This window comes from Shimia haliotis (genome assembly GCF_900114415.1).
Classification (GTDB): domain Bacteria; phylum Pseudomonadota; class Alphaproteobacteria; order Rhodobacterales; family Rhodobacteraceae; genus Shimia; species Shimia haliotis.
Genome location: NZ_FOSZ01000003.1, coordinates 304737 through 320002, shown reverse-complemented (window position 1 = coordinate 320002; position 15266 = coordinate 304737). Strand labels below are relative to the sequence as shown.

The following is a 15266-nucleotide window of genomic DNA, read 5'->3' as shown; positions in this document are numbered from 1 at the left end:
TCAGCCCTCTTTCCCCAGCAACGCCACCGGGGCCTCGCTCGCACGCTCAAAATCCACTGGCGCGCTGTCCGTCGCCAGCGTGTGACGTTTGAACTCGTAGCGCATCTCGTCGCCCTGCTCTTCGGTCGCCACAATCAGGCACTGATAAAGCTGCTTGCCGCCGTCATAGACATCCACCAGCCCGCGCAGATGCGGAGCGTCCTCGATGTCGAGTGTAAACCCGTCATCCTCAAACCGGATCACGCGAAAGCTGCGCCCATCCGCTTCGACACGCAACTTGTGCCGCTGTTTCAGCGCTTTCTTGCGGGCGGCATCAAGTCCGGCCTGAACGTCGGGCGGCAAATAGGTACTCATGGCAGCGTCTCCAATTTCTACTTTCTAATTTGGCACCCAGTGCAGCATGGTCAAGCCAAGATTCTGTAAACAAACCGTCTTTGGCGGTTTACTGCGGATCACCCACGGTCTGTGCATAGACGCGCAACCGCTTTGCGGTGGGCGCGGTTTTATTGAATACGAAGCGGGACTAGGTTGCGGTCAAACGCGTAAACTCGGAGAGACACATGGGCCTTTTGGTAGACGGAAAATGGGTGGATCAATGGTATGACACCAAATCCTCGGGCGGCAAATTTGTGCGCTCCGCCAGCCAGTTCCGCAACTGGATCACCCCAGACGGCTCCGCTGGGCTAAGTGGCAGCAACGGCTTCAAAGCCGAAAGCGGGCGTTACCACCTCTATGTTTCTTATGCCTGCCCATGGGCGCACCGCACGCTGATCTTTCGCGCCCTCAAGGGGCTGACCGATCACATCACAGTCTCCGCCGTTCACCCCGATATGCTGGATCAGGGCTGGCACTTCGCCACCGACGATCAGGGCGCAACCGGCGACACGCTTTATGGCCTCGGCCATGCGCACAGCATCTACTCGAAGGCCGATCCGACCTATTCTGGCCGCGTGACCGTGCCGATCCTCTGGGACAAACAGCGCGAGACAATCGTCAGCAACGAAAGCGCCGAGATCATCCGCATGTTCAACTCGGCCTTTGACACCATCACCGGCAACACGGACGACTACTGGCCCGAGACGGAGCGCGACGCGATCGAAGAGGTCAACGCGCGGATTTACGACACGCTCAACAACGGGGTCTACAAATCAGGTTTTGCCACCACACAGGCAGCCTATGACGCCGCCGTGCATCCACTTTTTGATACGCTGGATTGGCTGGAAGACCGCCTATCGCAAAACCGCTACCTAATGGGTGACAAGTTGACTGAAGCCGACTGGCGGCTTTTCACAACGCTCATTCGCTTTGATCCGGTCTATCACCTGCATTTCAAATGCAACCGCAACCGCATCGTGGATTATCCTAACCTCTGGGCCTATACCCGCGAGCTTTATCAGATGCCGGGTGTGGCAGAGACAGTGAACATGGCCCACATCGTGCGCCACTATCACTACAGCCACGAGAGCATCAATCCGCACCGCATCGTGCCGATCAATCCGCATCTCGACTACGACGCGCCGCACGGGCGCGGCTAACGCTTGCCAAGCCATCGGTGAATCGCCTATCCGCGAGGAAAGACTGGCGAAGGATTTTCCGATGGCGGCACCCGTACAACCAGACGACAAAGCCCCGCGCGATCATGGCGGCGGTATCGACGCGGCTGTGGCGCAATTCGGCGGCACGCGCGACGGGTGGCTGGACCTGTCCACCGGCATCAATCCGGTGCCCTACCCGCTTCCTGCCTTGACGGCCGCCGACTGGGCCGACTTGCCCGACAAAGCTGCACAAAACGCGCTCACTGATGCCGCCCGCGTCTTCTGGGACGTGCCAGAGGAAGCCGCGATACTCGCCGCACCGGGCGCCTCCGCCCTGATCGCGCGCATCCCTTCATTGGCCGCAGCGGGCAACGTCGATATCCCCAAGCCGACCTACAACGAACACGCCGCCGCCTTTGAAGCCCAAGGCTGGGTGGTCAGCGAATACACCCCGTCTGCCCGCGTTCTCGTGCACCCCAACAATCCAACCGGCAAACTCTGGCAGGCCACCGACATCACAGCGCCTCTCGCCGTGATCGACGAGAGCTTCTGCGACGTCACCCCAGATCACACCCTGATCGCCGAGGCCGCCAAACCCGGCCGCATCATCCTCAAAAGCTTCGGCAAATTTTGGGGCCTTGCGGGCGCACGCCTCGGCTTTGCCATCGGCGATCCTACCCTGATTGCCAAACTCGCTGGTTTCACTGGACCTTGGGCCGTTTCCGGCCCCGCGCTGCGCATCGGCGCCACCGCCCTTTGCGACCAGACATGGGCGGAGGCCACCCGCGCTCGCCTAACCGAAGACAGCGCCCGCCTCGATGCGCTGATGACCACCAAAGGCGCAGTCCTCGCCGGCGGCACAACGCTCTTTCGCCTATATGAAGTCGATGACGCCACCGCATGGCAGGACCGCTTGGCCCACTCCCACGTCTGGACCCGCATCTTTCCATATTCCAAAACCTACCTGCGTCTCGGCCTGCCCGCGCCGGACCGCTGGGAGCAACTGGAGGCCGCCCTATGAGCCACGCTGCCATCCTCTTCCTCGCCATGCTGCTCGACGCCATCTTCGGCGAACCCCGCGCCCTCTGGAACCGTGTGCCCCATCCCGCCGTTTTGATCGGTCGCGCCATCGGTGAGGCCGAAAAGCGCTTCAACTCCGGCGACAACCGCTTTGCCAAAGGATTTACGCTGACCATCGCTCTGGTGCTTGGCGGATGGATCGTTGGCGAATTCATCGGCCTTTTCGGCTGGCTCCCAGAGCTTCTTTTGGCGGCAATCCTCTTGGCTCAAAAATCTCTGGTGCAGCACGTGCAAGCCGTCGGCGACGCCCTGCGGATCTCGGTTGGTGACGGCAAACGCGCGGTTGCGATGATCGTCAGCCGCGACACCGCGGCGATGGACCAATCCGCTGTTGCCCGCTCCGCCATCGAAAGTGCTGCCGAAAACCTGTCTGACGGCGTGATAGCCCCCGCCTTTTGGTTCCTGATCGCGGGTCTTCCGGGGTTGCTGGTCTACAAAGCGGTCAACACAGCCGACAGCATGATCGGCTACCGCAACGACCGCTATGAACAGTTCGGCAAGGCCGCTGCCAAACTCGACGATGCGCTCAACTGGATTCCCGCGCGCCTGACCGCAGCCCTGATCGGCGTCACCCACCGCGTGATGGGCGACTGGTCCGCCATCAGCGACGACGCGAAACTGCACCGATCCCCCAACGCCGGTTGGCCCGAAAGCGCCATGGCCCGCGCGCTTGGCATCGCTCTGTCTGGGCCGCGCGCCTATGATGGCGAAATGCGCGACTTTCCGTTTGTGAACCAACACGGCCGTCGCGCCCTGACACCGGACGACATCGACCTGACCTGCGCTGCGCTCTGGCGAGCCTGGGGTCTGACGCTTGCCAGCGTTCTTGTCTTGGCGCTCATCTGACCTTTGCCCAAAACATCATGCCTGCTAGGGTCGCCCTGACAGATTAAGAGGTTTTTTCATATGCGTATTGCAACCGCCCTGACCGCCCTTTTCCTCAGCGCCGGTGTCGCCGCCGCTGATGTGCCCTGCGGAGGCTCTTTTGGCAGCTTCATCAACGGCCTGAAGAAAGAGGCAATGGCCAAAGGCTATTCCAAATCCACCGTCGACAAGTTCTTCGCCTCCGCCCGTCAGGACCCCGCCACGATCAAAGCTGACCGCAGCCAAGGTGTGTTCCAAAAACCGTTTCTGGAGTTCTCCCAGCGCCTGATCAGCCAGAACCGCATCAACGTCGGTCAGGCAAAATCCAAGCAATACAATTCCACTTTCAAACGTATCGAACAGCAATACGGCGTGTCGCGCGGTGTGCTGCTGGCATTCTGGGCGTTTGAAACCGACTACGGGTCTTTTCAAGGCGATTTCAACACCCTCAACTCACTGGTGACGCTGTCGCACGACTGCCGCCGCCCCGCCTTGTTCCGCCCACAAGTCTTTGCCGCGCTTGAGCTTTATACCCGTGGCGATTTCAGCCCGACGAAAACCACCGGCGCATGGGCGGGTGAAATCGGTATGGTGCAAATGCTGCCTGCCGACATCATCGAAAACGGTGTGGATGGCGATGGCGACGGCAAGGTGCGCCTGAAAACCTCCGCTCAGGACGCGTTGATGTCGGGCGGCAAGATGTTGAACCACCTTGGCTGGCGCAAGGGTGAACCGTGGCTGCAAGAAGTCACTGTTCCAGCCAATCTTGACTGGTCAAAATCCGGTCTGGATCACACCATGAGCGCGCGCGACTGGGCTAAGATGGGCGTCAAACCCCGCTCCGGCAAACTCGCCAACCTGCCCGCATCCTTGCTGCTGCCACAGGGCCGCAAAGGGCCGGCCTTCCTCGCCTATCCGAACTTCCACGTCTATTTTGAGTGGAACAAAAGCTTTGTCTACGTGACCACCGCAGCCTATTTTGCCACCCGCCTCGAAGGCGCGCCACGCTATGATATGGGTAACGCCGATCCGGGCCTGTCGGGAAACCAGATGAAGTCGCTGCAAAAGAAACTCAAAGCCCGCGGCCACGATGTTGGCAAAGTCGACGGCATCCTCGGCAAACTCACCCGCCGCGCGGTGCAGGCAGAGCAGCAACGCCTTGGCCTGCCAGCGGATGCTTGGCCGACGACTGAATTGCTGAACAAGCTCTAATACCTACTGGCGGATGGGAAACCGCATCCCGTCCGCCGTCTGCACGATCAACCGTCCACCGTTCTCGACATACCGGTCGCAGCGTTCAACGCCAGTGACAAAGGTCACGCACACCGTGGAATTGTCGGCCACCTTCCAGTGACCATACCACGTACCGCCGCCTCCATAGATGTATTGGTATTCGCCGTTGGTATCGAAAACCGATTGGCCGTCGTCGTAAAACACAAGCGTTTGACCCGAAAGTCGCGCGGACAAGGTTTCAGCCTCAAACGCCTCGTCCCCCGGCTGTGATTTCCAGTCCTGCGCCAAAGCAGGGACAGCAACAAAGGCGAGTACGGCAATGAGTGGGCGCATGAAGACCTCCTGTTTGAGATCAGCATAAGACAGCAAACGCTCGCGCGGGTGTCACGTTGCGGTGATTTGAACAGAGGGCTGCGCGCCCTAGACGATAGCTTAAGCCACCAACGTTTCCGCGGCCTTCAAGTCAACGCTCACCAGTTGGCTCACGCCCTGCTCGACCATCGTCACACCAAACAGCCGATCCATCCGCGCCATTGTCACCGCATGGTGCGTGATGATCAGGAAACGCGTGTTGGTGCGGCGGCACATCTCGTCCAGCAGATCACAGAACCGCGTCACGTTGGCGTCATCCAGCGGCGCGTCGACCTCGTCCAGCACACAGATCGGCGCGGGGTTTGCGAGGAACACCGCAAAGATCAACGCCATCGCGGTCAGGGTCTGCTCCCCACCGGACAACAGCGACAACGTCGACAACTTCTTACCCGGCGGCTGACACATGATCTCAAGACCGGCTTCCAGCGGGTCATCGCTTTCCACCAGCACAAGGTTCGCCTCACCGCCGCCAAACAGATGACGGAACAACAGACCAAAGTTGCTGTTCACCTGCTCAAACGCAGTCAAAAGCCGCTCGCGGCCTTCCTTGTTGAGGCTGGCGATGCCGCTCCGCAGGGTGGCAATCGCCTCCTCCAGATCCGTCTTCTCGCCGGTCAGCGTGTCAAATTCTTCCTGCACTTCCTTGGCGTCTTCTTCCGCTCGCAGGTTCACCGCACCCAGCGCATCGCGCTGCCGCTTCAGCCGGTTTACATCGGCCTCAACCTGCGACGCATCCGGCATATCATCCGGCGTCACGTCCAACTGCTCCAAAAGCTTGTCTGGCGTGACTTCCTGATCTTCCATGATGCGCTCGGCGGCATAGGCCACGGTTTCCCGCGCCGCATCCGCCCGCGCTTCGCTGCGCGCGCGCGCTTCCCGCGCCTCACCCGCCAAACGTTCTGCTTCACGCGACGCATGTTCGGCCTCACGCGAGGCGGTCTCGGCCTCCGCCAGTACATCCGACGCGGCCTTGCGCCGCTCCTCGGCCTGTTCAATCGCCTCGGTCAGCTCTTCTCGCTTGGCGGCAATCTCTTCCGGTGCTGCGCCCGCGTCGATCAACTCTTCCTCGCTGGCGTCCTTGCGCTCAGCCAACTCGTTGATCCGCTTCTCCGCAGTTTCCAGACGGTGCCGCCAGCCGCTGATTTCCTTGGTCACTTCCTGCGATCGCCGCAGCCGCGCTTCGCCCTCGCGGCGCAACTCGTCATGCGAAGACCGCCGCGACATCATCATGATCCGCGCCGCTTCCACGGTCATTTTGATGTCTTCCACCTCGGCCCGAGCCGCATCCAGATCACCAAGATCAGACAAGGCCCGTTCTGCTTCCTGCAACTGCGACCGCGCCGCCATGGCCTCTTCTTCGTGACGCGTCACCGCCAACCCAAGGGATTCCAAACGACCCTCTGCCAGATTGCGATCGGCCTCGGCGCGGCTCAACGCTCGGTTGGCATCCGCCACCGCACGGTCTGCAGCCCGACGGGCCTCACGCGCGGCCTGATCAATTTGCGACAATTCCTGAAGGCGCGATTGCAGGGTTTCATGCGCTTGCACTGCCCCATCTGTGCGCGCCGTTGCGGCCGCCATGGCCTGCTTCAACTCTTCCAGACGGTTGAGCTGTTGCAGACGTAACGCCGCCGCGCTCGGTGCATCTTCCGCCCAAGCGCGATAGCCGTCCCAGCGCCACAAATCGCCCTCAAGCGACACCAGCCGCTGACCGGGTTTCAGCATCGGCTGAAGACGCACCGCATCCTCGTTTGACGCCAGACCGATCTGACTCATCCGGCGTTCAAGAACCTCAGGCACAGACACATGCTGCACCAGCGACGTGACCCCTTCGGGCAAAGGCTGCACATCGGCATAAGCCGGCAGCACATACCACCCCGAAGGCCCGTCCTCGTCCACCTCCGGCGCGCGCAAGTCATCCGCCATTGCCGCGCCCAGCGCTTTCTCAAAACCCTGCTGCACCTGCAGACGGTCCAGAATCTGGCCACCTTCGGCGGTGTCGCGTTCGACCAGCTTGGCAAGTGCCGTGGTCTCGGCCCGAAGCGCGTTCAGCTCGCCTTCGGCCTCTGACCGTTCGGCCCGTGCATCCGCCTCACGCGATTGCGTCTCGGCGCGCTCTTCCTCTACGCCCGCCAGCCGTTCTTCAGCATCCTGCGCCGCCTCAATCGCCTCGCCCTCAGCTTCCCGCGCCATCTCAAGCCCTTCGGCCGCCCGCTCCAAAGCCTCTTTGGACTCAGCAACTGCCGCGCGCGCCTTTTCGGCCTCAGCTTCGTTCTTGGCCTGCGTCTTTTGCGTGTCCTCAAGCAAACGGTGCGCCGACTGATGCCGCGCCGCCAAACGCGCCACATCTTCGGTCATCTCGGAAAGCTCGGCCTCGCGCTCCTGCAACACAGACGCCGCCTCGCGCGCTTCATCCTGCGCCGCCTCAAGCTTCTCGGCCTGACCCTCGCTGGCCTTGGCAAGCTCTTTTTGCTCCCACTCCAGTCGCTCAATGGTCTCACCGGCGTCGCGGTTCAGCCCCGCCTCGCGTTCCATATCGCGGCCAAGCTGCAAAATCCGGTTCTTCAGTGTTTCAATGATCTGAAGCGCGTGGCTTTCCTGATCGTTCAGGCTGTCTCGCTGCACCTGAAGACGCTGCAACACCGCAGCCGCAATCGCCTCTTCCTCGCGCAACGGCGGCAACGCGTCGTCTTTGTCCTGCCGCTCCTTGGCTGCCACACGGCTCAGCCCTTCGGCTTGCGCCGCCTGCGTCGTGCGGGTCTTCAGCTCATCATCCGCGGCCGCGCGCGCCTCATCGGCCTCGCGCCAACGGCGATACAGCAACATACCTTCGGACTGGCGCAACTCTTCGCCAATCGCACGATACCGCGCCGCTTGCCGCGCTTGGCGTGCCAATTGTCCCAATTGGTTGCCCAGCTGTTCGATCACATCATCGACGCGGGCAAGGTTGGTTTCGGCACCCTTCAGCTTCAACTCCGCCTCATGGCGACGTTGATACAGCCCCGAGATACCCGCGGCCTCTTCAAGAATACGTCGCCGCGCTTTGGGCTTGGAATTGATCAGTTCCGCAATCTGACCCTGTCGCACCAGCGCTGGCGAATGCGCACCGGTGGAGGCGTCGGCAAACAGCATCTGTACATCGCGCGCCCGCACATCCTTGGTGTTCACCTTATAGGCAGACCCCACATCCCGCGTGATCCGCCGGTTGATCTCAAGCGCGTCATCGTCATTGAACCCCGCTGGCGCCAGCCGCTCGGAGTTGTCGATCTGCAAACTGACTTCCGCAAAATTCCGCGCGGGACGGGTCGCAGCACCGGCAAAGATCACGTCTTCCATGCCCCCGCCGCGCATCGCTTTGGGGCGGTTTTCCCCCATCACCCAACGCAGCGCTTCAAGCAGGTTGGACTTACCGCATCCGTTCGGCCCCACCACACCGGTCAGACCATCCGCGATAATCAAATCGGTCGGATCGACAAAGCTTTTGAAGCCGGTCAGTCTGAGTTTAGAGAAGCGCAAAGTGGCGTTGGTCCTGTTTTGATGCCTGTGTTTCTTGCTCGGCCCGTGTGATTCTCGCAGCCCTTGAAGTCTGCAAAGCCCCACGCGCCCGAGTCAACGCCTAACCACAGCATCTGGCCAAACCGGCTCAGTTATCCACAAGATATTCCCCAAACCTCGTTGGGCGCACCCGCACTTCAGGCCACGCTTAACCTTTTCAGTCTCAGGTCAGCATCACACCTACGGTCAAGGTACCGCAGGCAATCACGGCCAGAACAACCAGCAACGGAAAGACAAATTTGAGCCACCGGTCATAGGGCACCTTGCCGATCGCCAGCCCGCCCATCACAACCGCAAAGGTCGGGTTGAACAGGTTCACCCAGCCGTTCGCGGTCTGATACGCCGTCACCGTGATCTCGCGGGCGACACCGGCAAAATCAGAAAGCGGCGCCAGAATGGGCATGGTCAACACAGCCAGCCCCGAAGACGAAGGCACAAGAAAGCTCAGCACGACGTTGACGAAATACATTGTGTTGGCAAACGCCACTTCTCCGAGGCCGCCCAACATGCCCTCCAGCCAGTGCAAAATGGTGTGGGTGATTTGGCCGTCATCCATCACGACAACAATACCCCGCGCTACGCCGATGATCAGAGCCACGCCAAGAAGGTCTCGCGCTCCGTCAACAAACGCCTCTACGAATTCACCTTCGTTCATGCGGGTGTCTGGGCTGATTTTCGCAAGCAACCAGACCACTATCGACATGCCAAGAAACAAGGCAGACATTTCCCCCATCCACCATCCTTGACTGATAACCCCCCAGAGCATGACCCCGAATGCCGCGGCAAAGGCCGCCAAAATCAACGCCCGCGTGCGGGTGAAATCCGGCAAAACATCTCCGTCACCGCCCTTCAGAAAATGCGCTCTGTGCGCCTCCGCCTGGTCCGCCATCAGCGACTTTGACGGGTCGGCTTTGACCTTGGCGGCATAGCGCATGACATAGACAATTCCTGCCAACAGCGAGAGCCCCAGAATAACCAGCCGCAACCCAAGCCCGTCCTGAATTGTAGTGCCCGCCGCATTCGACGCGATCACCGTGGCAAACGGGTTAATGGTCGACCCCATCGTGCCGATCCCGGCCCCAAGCAAAAGCGTCGCCACCGCAGTTGGGCTGTCAAAACCGGCACGGATCATCACCGGGATCAGGATCGAATAAAACGCCAGCCCCTCTTCGGCCATGCCATAGGTCGTCCCCCCAGCGGCAAATGCGGTCATAAGGATCGGAATCATCAGGATTTCCCGCCCTTTCAACGCCGTCAAAAGCCCGCCGATGCCCGCATCAATCGCACCAGTACGGGTCACAACCATCAAAAAGCCGCCCATCACCAGAATGAACAACGAAACATCAATCGCATTGGCGGTGTACTCAATCGGATCATACAGCCCCTTGATCGGCGCCATGAGGATCTGCACCCAGCCCTGAGGCGAGGGCTCCACGGTGTGATAAGTGCCCGGAACAGGGGCATCCCGCCCAAGCGTGGCGTTGGGCGCCATGTCATAGACACCTGCCGGCACAATCCACGTCAACGCTGCCACAACCACGATCAGGGCAAACAAAATCGTATAGGCTGTCGGAAATCTGAACTGTGTCATACCGCTTTCCAATCTCGGGCATCGCGTGATTAACAAAGACCGCCTGATGCCGGAAATCTGCAGATATGGCAAATCCAAGCGCCCGTTTCCTGAGCACATGTCTGCCACAGCTGGAGTTTTTCCCATCTGGCCGTGCCGAACTCTGGACAGGGCCATGGTGATTTCTCAAAGTGCGGCCAATGACGACAAGAGGAAACACCATGACTGAAATCCGCGTCGTGCCCGGCGACCCGCGTGATGCCGAGGCCACCCGCCTGCTGCAAGCCAGCCACGCCCTGATGCAGTCCCTGTTTTCCGAAGAAGACAATCACTTCCTGTCGATTGACGATCTTTGCGTTCCCTCCATCCACTTTTTTGTCGCCAAAGAAGGGGAAACCACGCTCGGATGTGTCGCCCTCGCCGACAAAGGCGCCTATGGCGAGGTCAAGTCCATGTTTGTCGATCCCGACGCGCGCGGCAAAGGCATCGCCCACCGGCTGATGCAGCATCTCGATAAACAGGCCCGCGCTCTGAACCTGTCAGCGCTCAAACTGGAAACCGGAGACAGCCTGACAGAGGCCCACAGCCTTTACTACGCTCATGGATTCGCCGATTGCGGCCCCTTCGGCGATTATGAGGAAAGCCCCGCCTCGATCTTCATGTCAAAGACGTTGACCTAGTCACACTCCGGCTCAAGATAAGCCGTCGCACCGCCTGCCGGAATAAACACATCCACCACCTCGCAATCCTGCTCCCGAAGCGTCAACAGGACTGGCGGCGGCGCATCCCCTGCGTCGCATTTCAGAATACCCGTAACCTTGGCCGCATCTCCGCGAATTTCCACCACATCACAGCCCGTGACCACCTCCATCGCAATCTCTGCGCGTGTCCCGACCTGTCCAAGCCGCGGCGCGTATTGCGCATTCACGCGAATGGCCTCCGCAAGACGTCCCTTGTGGCGCACATCAAACGTGCTGCCCTCCACAGCCACACGCGACACCTCCACTCCGCGAAAATGCGGGCTGGGCGCATTGCACCCGCTCAAAATCAACACAACACATATCAAACGCATGGTTCAAATCTGCGGACATATGGTTAACACAACATTACCAACACCAGCCGCCTTGCGCCCTCGCTGCGCATGTGGTCAACTCTTTTGACCACTTTTGCGCGAGACCCCCATGCCCTTTCAAAAGGTCCACCCCGAAAAACTCTCCACCTCAGTTGTTCGCCAGATCGAACTCCTGATCCTGCGTGGCATCCTACGTCCGGGCGAACGCCTGCCTGCTGAACGCGAACTCAGCGAACGCCTCGGCGTGTCCCGTCCCAGCCTGCGCGAAGCCATTTCCTCGCTACAGGACAAAGGTCTGCTCGCCTCCAAGGCGGGCGCGGGCATCTTTGTCGCCGATGTTTTGGGCAGCGCCTTCTCGGACTCTCTTGTGCAACTCTTCGCCGCCCATGACGAGGCGGTCTTTGACTACATTTCCTTCCGCCGCGACATGGAAGGCCTCGCCGCAGAGCGCGCTGCCAAACTGGCATCTGATACAGACCTGCAAGTCATTCAGGCGGTGTTTGACAAAATGGAAGCCGCCCACCCCAAGCGCAATCCTGCGGACGAAGCGCGGCTTGACGCCGACTTTCACCTCGCCATCATCGAGGCCAGTCACAACGTCATCATGCTGCATATGATGCGGTCCATGTACCAGCTTCTGCGCGAGGGTGTCTTTTACAATCGCACCATCATGTTCCGCCAGCGCACGACCCGCCATGAACTTCTGGAACAGCACCGCGCCATCAATTCCGCCCTGCAAGCCCGCGATCCCGAAGGCGCGCGCGCCGCAGTAGAAATGCACCTCAACTTCGTCGAGGCCGCGCTGTCAGATCACCAGACATTTCTGCACAACGAAGCCATCGCAAAACAACGGTTCGAGCACGAAGCCACCCGCTGATCTTCGTATTGCAACACAGCGCCCTATCCGGACCGGTACCAGAAGGAAAGCTGACGGGATTTGCCGTTAGGTGGTAATGGAAAAGGCGCCCCGCGCTGAATCTGAACGCGGGCGGCGCGATTGACGTCGGCGTTGCCGGAACTGTCGACGACCTCAACCCAATTCAGCGCACCCTTGGCGCTGATCTCAAAATAAACCCGTGCCCATCCAACCGCTTTGACATGTACGGGCGGCGTCCGGTTAAGGTGGACAAGCACCCGACCGGCGTAATTGGTGCGATCCGAATTGCCCGGCCCGCGGGAGTTGGCCGCCGAACCGGATTGAATTCCAAATCCACCCACAGTGGCGAGAGACCCCTCTCGCCGATAGGTTTCAAGCGGGGATTCCACAGTTTCGGTCGGATTGCGCAGCTCTTCAAACCCGTCTTTCCACCCCGGAAACAGAGGTTTCTCCTCGGCTTCTTTGGTCTCTTCAACAGGATCCTCCGGCGCGTCTTCAATCGGCTCCACCAACTCCGGCTCCTCGATGACCGCAGCGTCGGGATCGACCAATGGCGACACGGGCGTCAGCGATAGATCCGCCTCCGGCAATGAGGCGACCGCATCCTCTACCGGCTCGGTCACGTCCGGCTCCACCGGCGCCGCGGCCGCCTCAGCGTCCACAGGATCCACCGCGTCGGCAATATCCGTCTCGGTGCCAAGCGGCGCGGGCACATCGGTCACAGGTTGCACAGGGTCGGCGTCGTCCGGCTCGGCCGTTGGTTCCGTGACATCCGGCTGAGGCACAAAATCACTTTGTGTGCCCGCCAGCGGAACCGGCTCCACGATTTGGGCGGTTCCGGTGTCCGGCGCAAACGTGTCCCGCGGATTGTCAGACTCAACATGCACTTCCGTGTCGGGAATGTCCTCGTCGCTTGGGGGCGTCACAGGCTCCACAGTCTGCTCCGGCTCCGGCTCCGGCGCGGGCTCTGGCACCTCGGGCGTGTCTTCTACCTCGGCAAAATCCTCAAATGTATTGCTCAAAGTGACCACATCACCGGCGCCGTCCGGCGGCGGTGCCGCACGCTCAACGCGCACAACAACGCCCAGCCCCAACAAATGCACGCAAAGTGAGAACAACAGCGCAAAAGACGCGATGAAGAGTGACCGCCTGATCACTGCAGCGCCCGCTCTGTTACCACAACCACCGACGTCGCTCCCTCACGCCGCAAAGCCCCCGTAACCTCCATCAACCGAAGTGCCGACACATCCCGATCCGGCACAATTCGCGCGGCACCAGTGCCGTTTGCCACAATATAGGCCTCAGGGGTCATTGGATTGCCGCGAAAAGTGAGGTTACCGTCGGCATGCAATACAAGGGCATCCGGCGGATCACGCCCCTCAAGATCACTGGTTTGCACAAGGTTCAGATCAGGATCAAGCGGCGCCGCAACGGTGCCCGCAATAAGAAAAAAGACCAGCATCAGAAAGACGATGTTGATCAGTGGAATTGTGGAATCCCGTTTCTTTCGTGGGGGCGCCAGACGGATCATCAGCTTACTCCAACACCAACACATCGAGCCCACTTCGAGCCCGCATCAGATGCAGAAAATCCACAAGTCGTTGGGCGGTTGTGCCTTCATCCAAACTCACCAAAAGCTGCCCGTCTTCAACCTTGGCGATCACATCTTCCATCGCCACGGATTGCCCGTTCAAGGTAACACGCTCTTGCCCCAACTGCACAAACGCGCGCTCCACTGTCGCCTCGGAACTCCCGCTGCCCTTGCGTGCATGGCTGAGCTCGATTTCGCCATACGTGGAAAACGTCGACGTCAGCATGAAGAACAAAAGCAACAAGAAGATCACGTCGATCAGCGGCGTAAGCGCCAAAGGCCGGCGCGTGAAGGGCGCGAGGTTACGCATGATCCTGTGTCGCGACTGTGCTTGGCGCAGCCGCCGAGCCCTGCGGCATCAACACGGTGCGCAACGCCTTGTCCGCAAACACCCGCTCCCGCGCTGTCCGGCTTTCCAGCCAAGACAACACCATCGAGGTCGGCATCGCCACAGCAAGGCCGACCGCGGTGGTGACAAGAGCAACCCAAATGCCTCCGGCAAGCAGGGAAGGATCGACCGACGCGCCAGAGGATTGCAGGCGCTGAAAGGCTTCGATCATGCCCAGAACGGTGCCGAAAAGTCCCAGCAGCGGCGCCAATTGAGCGATGGTATCCAACAGGCGGAACCCCCGTTCCAAACGGGCCAATGCCAAACCTGCCTCCGCATCCAAGCGATCGCTCAGGGCCTGCGACTTCGGCGCGTTGATCGCGGTGTCAATAAAGGGGGCGAGGTAACTGCGACTTTGCGCAAGGCGCTGTTTGGCACCGGTTGCATCGCCCGCGTCCCACGCGCTGAGCGCTTCGGACAGCACTTTGTGTCGCCCGACTCCGGAAACGGCAAACTGCCAAAATTTGTAGATGGTCACAGCAAACGTCAGAACCGACATCACCAGAAGAATTGCCACCACCGGCCCACCCAAGGCCACCACATCGCGCAAACCGTCCATAATCTTATCCCAGTAACTTTAGCGTTGTACGACTGTTGAGCCTAAGTCCGTCGCTGCACAGGCTATTTTCAGCGCCATCTGCAATGCAGCTGTTTGTTCCGTTGATCAGGATTTGGGAAAGCGAGTCGCACGCCATCCCCGCCACATCAAACTGACGCACGCGGGGGCGTCCTGCAGGCAGCTCCCGAAAATCAAAAAGGGACAGGCGCACCACACCGCCGGAAGCATCAAAAATCACGGTTTCAAAGATTGCCTTTTCAATGGTTGTGCCCGTGTCATTGTTGGCCAAAAACGAAAGCCGGCACGAGTCAGCGACATCTTGAACTGCATTCAGCTCTATCGACAGCCCCGACGGCTCTGCCTCCTCGGATTGCGCGGAGGCCACCATAGGGGCGGCAAGCAACGCGATGGTAAGTAGGCGCGGGATAACAGGCATATCGGCTCCTTTGCGAGTGACAGCGTGTCCGCAAGGTGGTCACCGATCATCGCTGAATTTGGATATTGATATCCCAGACAAGGTACGAGCGGAAGGTCGGGCTGGCGACCTTCGCGCGGAATTGCGCCAAGGTG

At 60.2% G+C, this 15266-nt stretch carries 16 protein-coding genes; 6 read left to right on the top strand and 10 right to left on the bottom strand.

Annotated elements, in window-relative coordinates:
• Positions 1 to 354, bottom strand: a complete 354-nt coding sequence (locus BM069_RS09730; protein ID WP_093323289.1) for a hypothetical protein — start codon at positions 352 to 354, stop codon at positions 1 to 3.
• A 206-nt stretch (positions 355 to 560) separates the two neighbouring features.
• Here BM069_RS09730 and BM069_RS09725 point away from each other — a divergent pair, with 206 nt between their 5' ends.
• The 4 genes from BM069_RS09725 to BM069_RS09710 all read left to right on the top strand — a co-directional run bounded on the left by BM069_RS09725 (position 561) and on the right by BM069_RS09710 (position 4691).
• Positions 561 to 1535 (top strand): glutathione S-transferase family protein, encoded by a 975-nt coding sequence (locus BM069_RS09725; protein WP_093323287.1) that lies wholly within the window; start codon positions 561 to 563, stop codon positions 1533 to 1535.
• A 61-nt stretch (positions 1536 to 1596) separates the two neighbouring features.
• Positions 1597 to 2556, top strand: a complete 960-nt coding sequence (locus tag BM069_RS09720; protein ID WP_093323286.1) for a threonine-phosphate decarboxylase — start codon at positions 1597 to 1599, stop codon at positions 2554 to 2556.
• Entirely contained in the window at positions 2553 to 3461 is a 909-nt protein-coding gene (gene cbiB, locus BM069_RS09715; protein WP_093323284.1) for an adenosylcobinamide-phosphate synthase CbiB, read from the top strand. The genes BM069_RS09720 and cbiB overlap by 4 nt, the downstream gene beginning before the upstream one ends.
• 60 nt (positions 3462 to 3521) lie before the next feature.
• Positions 3522 to 4691: a lytic murein transglycosylase gene (locus tag BM069_RS09710; protein WP_093323283.1), complete on the top strand. Its 1170-nt coding sequence runs from the start codon at positions 3522 to 3524 to the stop codon at positions 4689 to 4691.
• 3 nt (positions 4692 to 4694) lie between these two features.
• Here the strand turns inward: BM069_RS09710 and BM069_RS09705 are convergent, their stop codons facing one another.
• The 3 genes from BM069_RS09705 to BM069_RS09695 all read right to left on the bottom strand — a co-directional run bounded on the left by BM069_RS09705 (position 4695) and on the right by BM069_RS09695 (position 10230).
• Entirely contained in the window at positions 4695 to 5045 is a 351-nt protein-coding gene (locus BM069_RS09705; RefSeq protein WP_139216174.1) for a hypothetical protein, read from the bottom strand.
• 99 nt (positions 5046 to 5144) lie between these two features.
• Positions 5145 to 8600 (bottom strand): chromosome segregation protein SMC, encoded by a 3456-nt coding sequence (gene smc, locus BM069_RS09700; protein ID WP_093323279.1) that lies wholly within the window; start codon positions 8598 to 8600, stop codon positions 5145 to 5147.
• Positions 8601 to 8802: 202 nt separating this feature from the next.
• Positions 8803 to 10230 carry a YfcC family protein gene (locus tag BM069_RS09695; protein ID WP_093323278.1) on the bottom strand — a complete coding sequence of 476 codons (1428 nt, stop codon included), beginning with the start codon at positions 10228 to 10230 and terminating at the stop codon, positions 8803 to 8805.
• A gap of 200 nt (positions 10231 to 10430) precedes the next feature.
• Here BM069_RS09695 and BM069_RS09690 point away from each other — a divergent pair, with 200 nt between their 5' ends.
• Complete coding sequence (locus BM069_RS09690; protein WP_093323276.1) at positions 10431 to 10889, top strand: GNAT family N-acetyltransferase; 459 nt, start codon at positions 10431 to 10433, stop codon at positions 10887 to 10889.
• Here the strand turns inward: BM069_RS09690 and BM069_RS09685 are convergent.
• Positions 10886 to 11281 (bottom strand): hypothetical protein, encoded by a 396-nt coding sequence (locus BM069_RS09685; protein WP_212611528.1) that lies wholly within the window; start codon positions 11279 to 11281, stop codon positions 10886 to 10888. The two genes, BM069_RS09690 and BM069_RS09685, sit on opposite strands and share 4 nt — an antisense overlap.
• Before the next feature lie 109 nt (positions 11282 to 11390).
• On the opposite strand from BM069_RS09685, the gene BM069_RS09680 reads away from it, so the two are divergent.
• Complete coding sequence (locus BM069_RS09680; RefSeq protein WP_093323275.1) at positions 11391 to 12158, top strand: FadR/GntR family transcriptional regulator; 768 nt, start codon at positions 11391 to 11393, stop codon at positions 12156 to 12158.
• A gap of 23 nt (positions 12159 to 12181) precedes the next feature.
• Here the strand turns inward: BM069_RS09680 and BM069_RS09675 are convergent, their stop codons facing one another.
• From BM069_RS09675 to BM069_RS09655, 5 genes are read right to left on the bottom strand one after another with little or no spacing between them, the layout of a single operon-like run.
• Entirely contained in the window at positions 12182 to 13315 is a 1134-nt protein-coding gene (locus BM069_RS09675) for an energy transducer TonB family protein (RefSeq protein WP_093323273.1), read from the bottom strand.
• Positions 13312 to 13689 carry an ExbD/TolR family protein gene (locus BM069_RS09670; RefSeq protein ID WP_093323272.1) on the bottom strand — a complete coding sequence of 126 codons (378 nt, stop codon included), beginning with the start codon at positions 13687 to 13689 and terminating at the stop codon, positions 13312 to 13314. The genes BM069_RS09675 and BM069_RS09670 overlap by 4 nt, the downstream gene beginning before the upstream one ends.
• Before the next feature lie 4 nt (positions 13690 to 13693).
• Positions 13694 to 14059 carry a biopolymer transporter ExbD gene (locus BM069_RS09665; protein WP_093323270.1) on the bottom strand — a complete coding sequence of 122 codons (366 nt, stop codon included), beginning with the start codon at positions 14057 to 14059 and terminating at the stop codon, positions 13694 to 13696.
• On the bottom strand, positions 14052 to 14696 hold the full coding sequence (locus BM069_RS09660; RefSeq protein ID WP_093323269.1) for a MotA/TolQ/ExbB proton channel family protein: 645 nt from the start codon (positions 14694 to 14696) through the stop codon (positions 14052 to 14054). Before BM069_RS09660 ends, BM069_RS09665 begins: the two co-directional genes overlap by 8 nt.
• Positions 14697 to 14700: 4 nt before the next feature.
• Positions 14701 to 15132 (bottom strand): hypothetical protein, encoded by a 432-nt coding sequence (locus BM069_RS09655; RefSeq protein ID WP_093323267.1) that lies wholly within the window; start codon positions 15130 to 15132, stop codon positions 14701 to 14703.
• Between the last annotated feature and the right edge of the window lie 134 nt (positions 15133 to 15266).

What these genes read in the sequence shown, in the direction of transcription:
- BM069_RS09695 (WP_093323278.1), bottom strand. Translation starts at nt 10,230, where the DNA reads ATGACACAGTTCAGATTTCCGACAGCCTATACGATTTTGTTTGCCCTG.
- BM069_RS09660 (WP_093323269.1), bottom strand. Translation starts at nt 14,696, where the DNA reads ATGGACGGTTTGCGCGATGTGGTGGCCTTGGGTGGGCCGGTGGTGGCA.
- BM069_RS09655 (WP_093323267.1), bottom strand. Translation starts at nt 15,132, where the DNA reads ATGCCTGTTATCCCGCGCCTACTTACCATCGCGTTGCTTGCCGCCCCT.
- cbiB (WP_093323284.1), top strand. Translation starts at nt 2,553, where the DNA reads ATGAGCCACGCTGCCATCCTCTTCCTCGCCATGCTGCTCGACGCCATC.
- BM069_RS09680 (WP_093323275.1), top strand. Translation starts at nt 11,391, where the DNA reads ATGCCCTTTCAAAAGGTCCACCCCGAAAAACTCTCCACCTCAGTTGTT.
- BM069_RS09670 (WP_093323272.1), bottom strand. Translation starts at nt 13,689, where the DNA reads ATGATCCGTCTGGCGCCCCCACGAAAGAAACGGGATTCCACAATTCCA.
- BM069_RS09730 (WP_093323289.1), bottom strand. Translation starts at nt 354, where the DNA reads ATGAGTACCTATTTGCCGCCCGACGTTCAGGCCGGACTTGATGCCGCC.
- BM069_RS09705 (WP_139216174.1), bottom strand. Translation starts at nt 5,045, where the DNA reads ATGCGCCCACTCATTGCCGTACTCGCCTTTGTTGCTGTCCCTGCTTTG.
- BM069_RS09720 (WP_093323286.1), top strand. Translation starts at nt 1,597, where the DNA reads ATGGCGGCACCCGTACAACCAGACGACAAAGCCCCGCGCGATCATGGC.
- BM069_RS09710 (WP_093323283.1), top strand. Translation starts at nt 3,522, where the DNA reads ATGCGTATTGCAACCGCCCTGACCGCCCTTTTCCTCAGCGCCGGTGTC.
- BM069_RS09685 (WP_212611528.1), bottom strand. Translation starts at nt 11,281, where the DNA reads ATGCGTTTGATATGTGTTGTGTTGATTTTGAGCGGGTGCAATGCGCCC.
- BM069_RS09665 (WP_093323270.1), bottom strand. Translation starts at nt 14,059, where the DNA reads ATGCGTAACCTCGCGCCCTTCACGCGCCGGCCTTTGGCGCTTACGCCG.
- BM069_RS09725 (WP_093323287.1), top strand. Translation starts at nt 561, where the DNA reads ATGGGCCTTTTGGTAGACGGAAAATGGGTGGATCAATGGTATGACACC.
- BM069_RS09690 (WP_093323276.1), top strand. Translation starts at nt 10,431, where the DNA reads ATGACTGAAATCCGCGTCGTGCCCGGCGACCCGCGTGATGCCGAGGCC.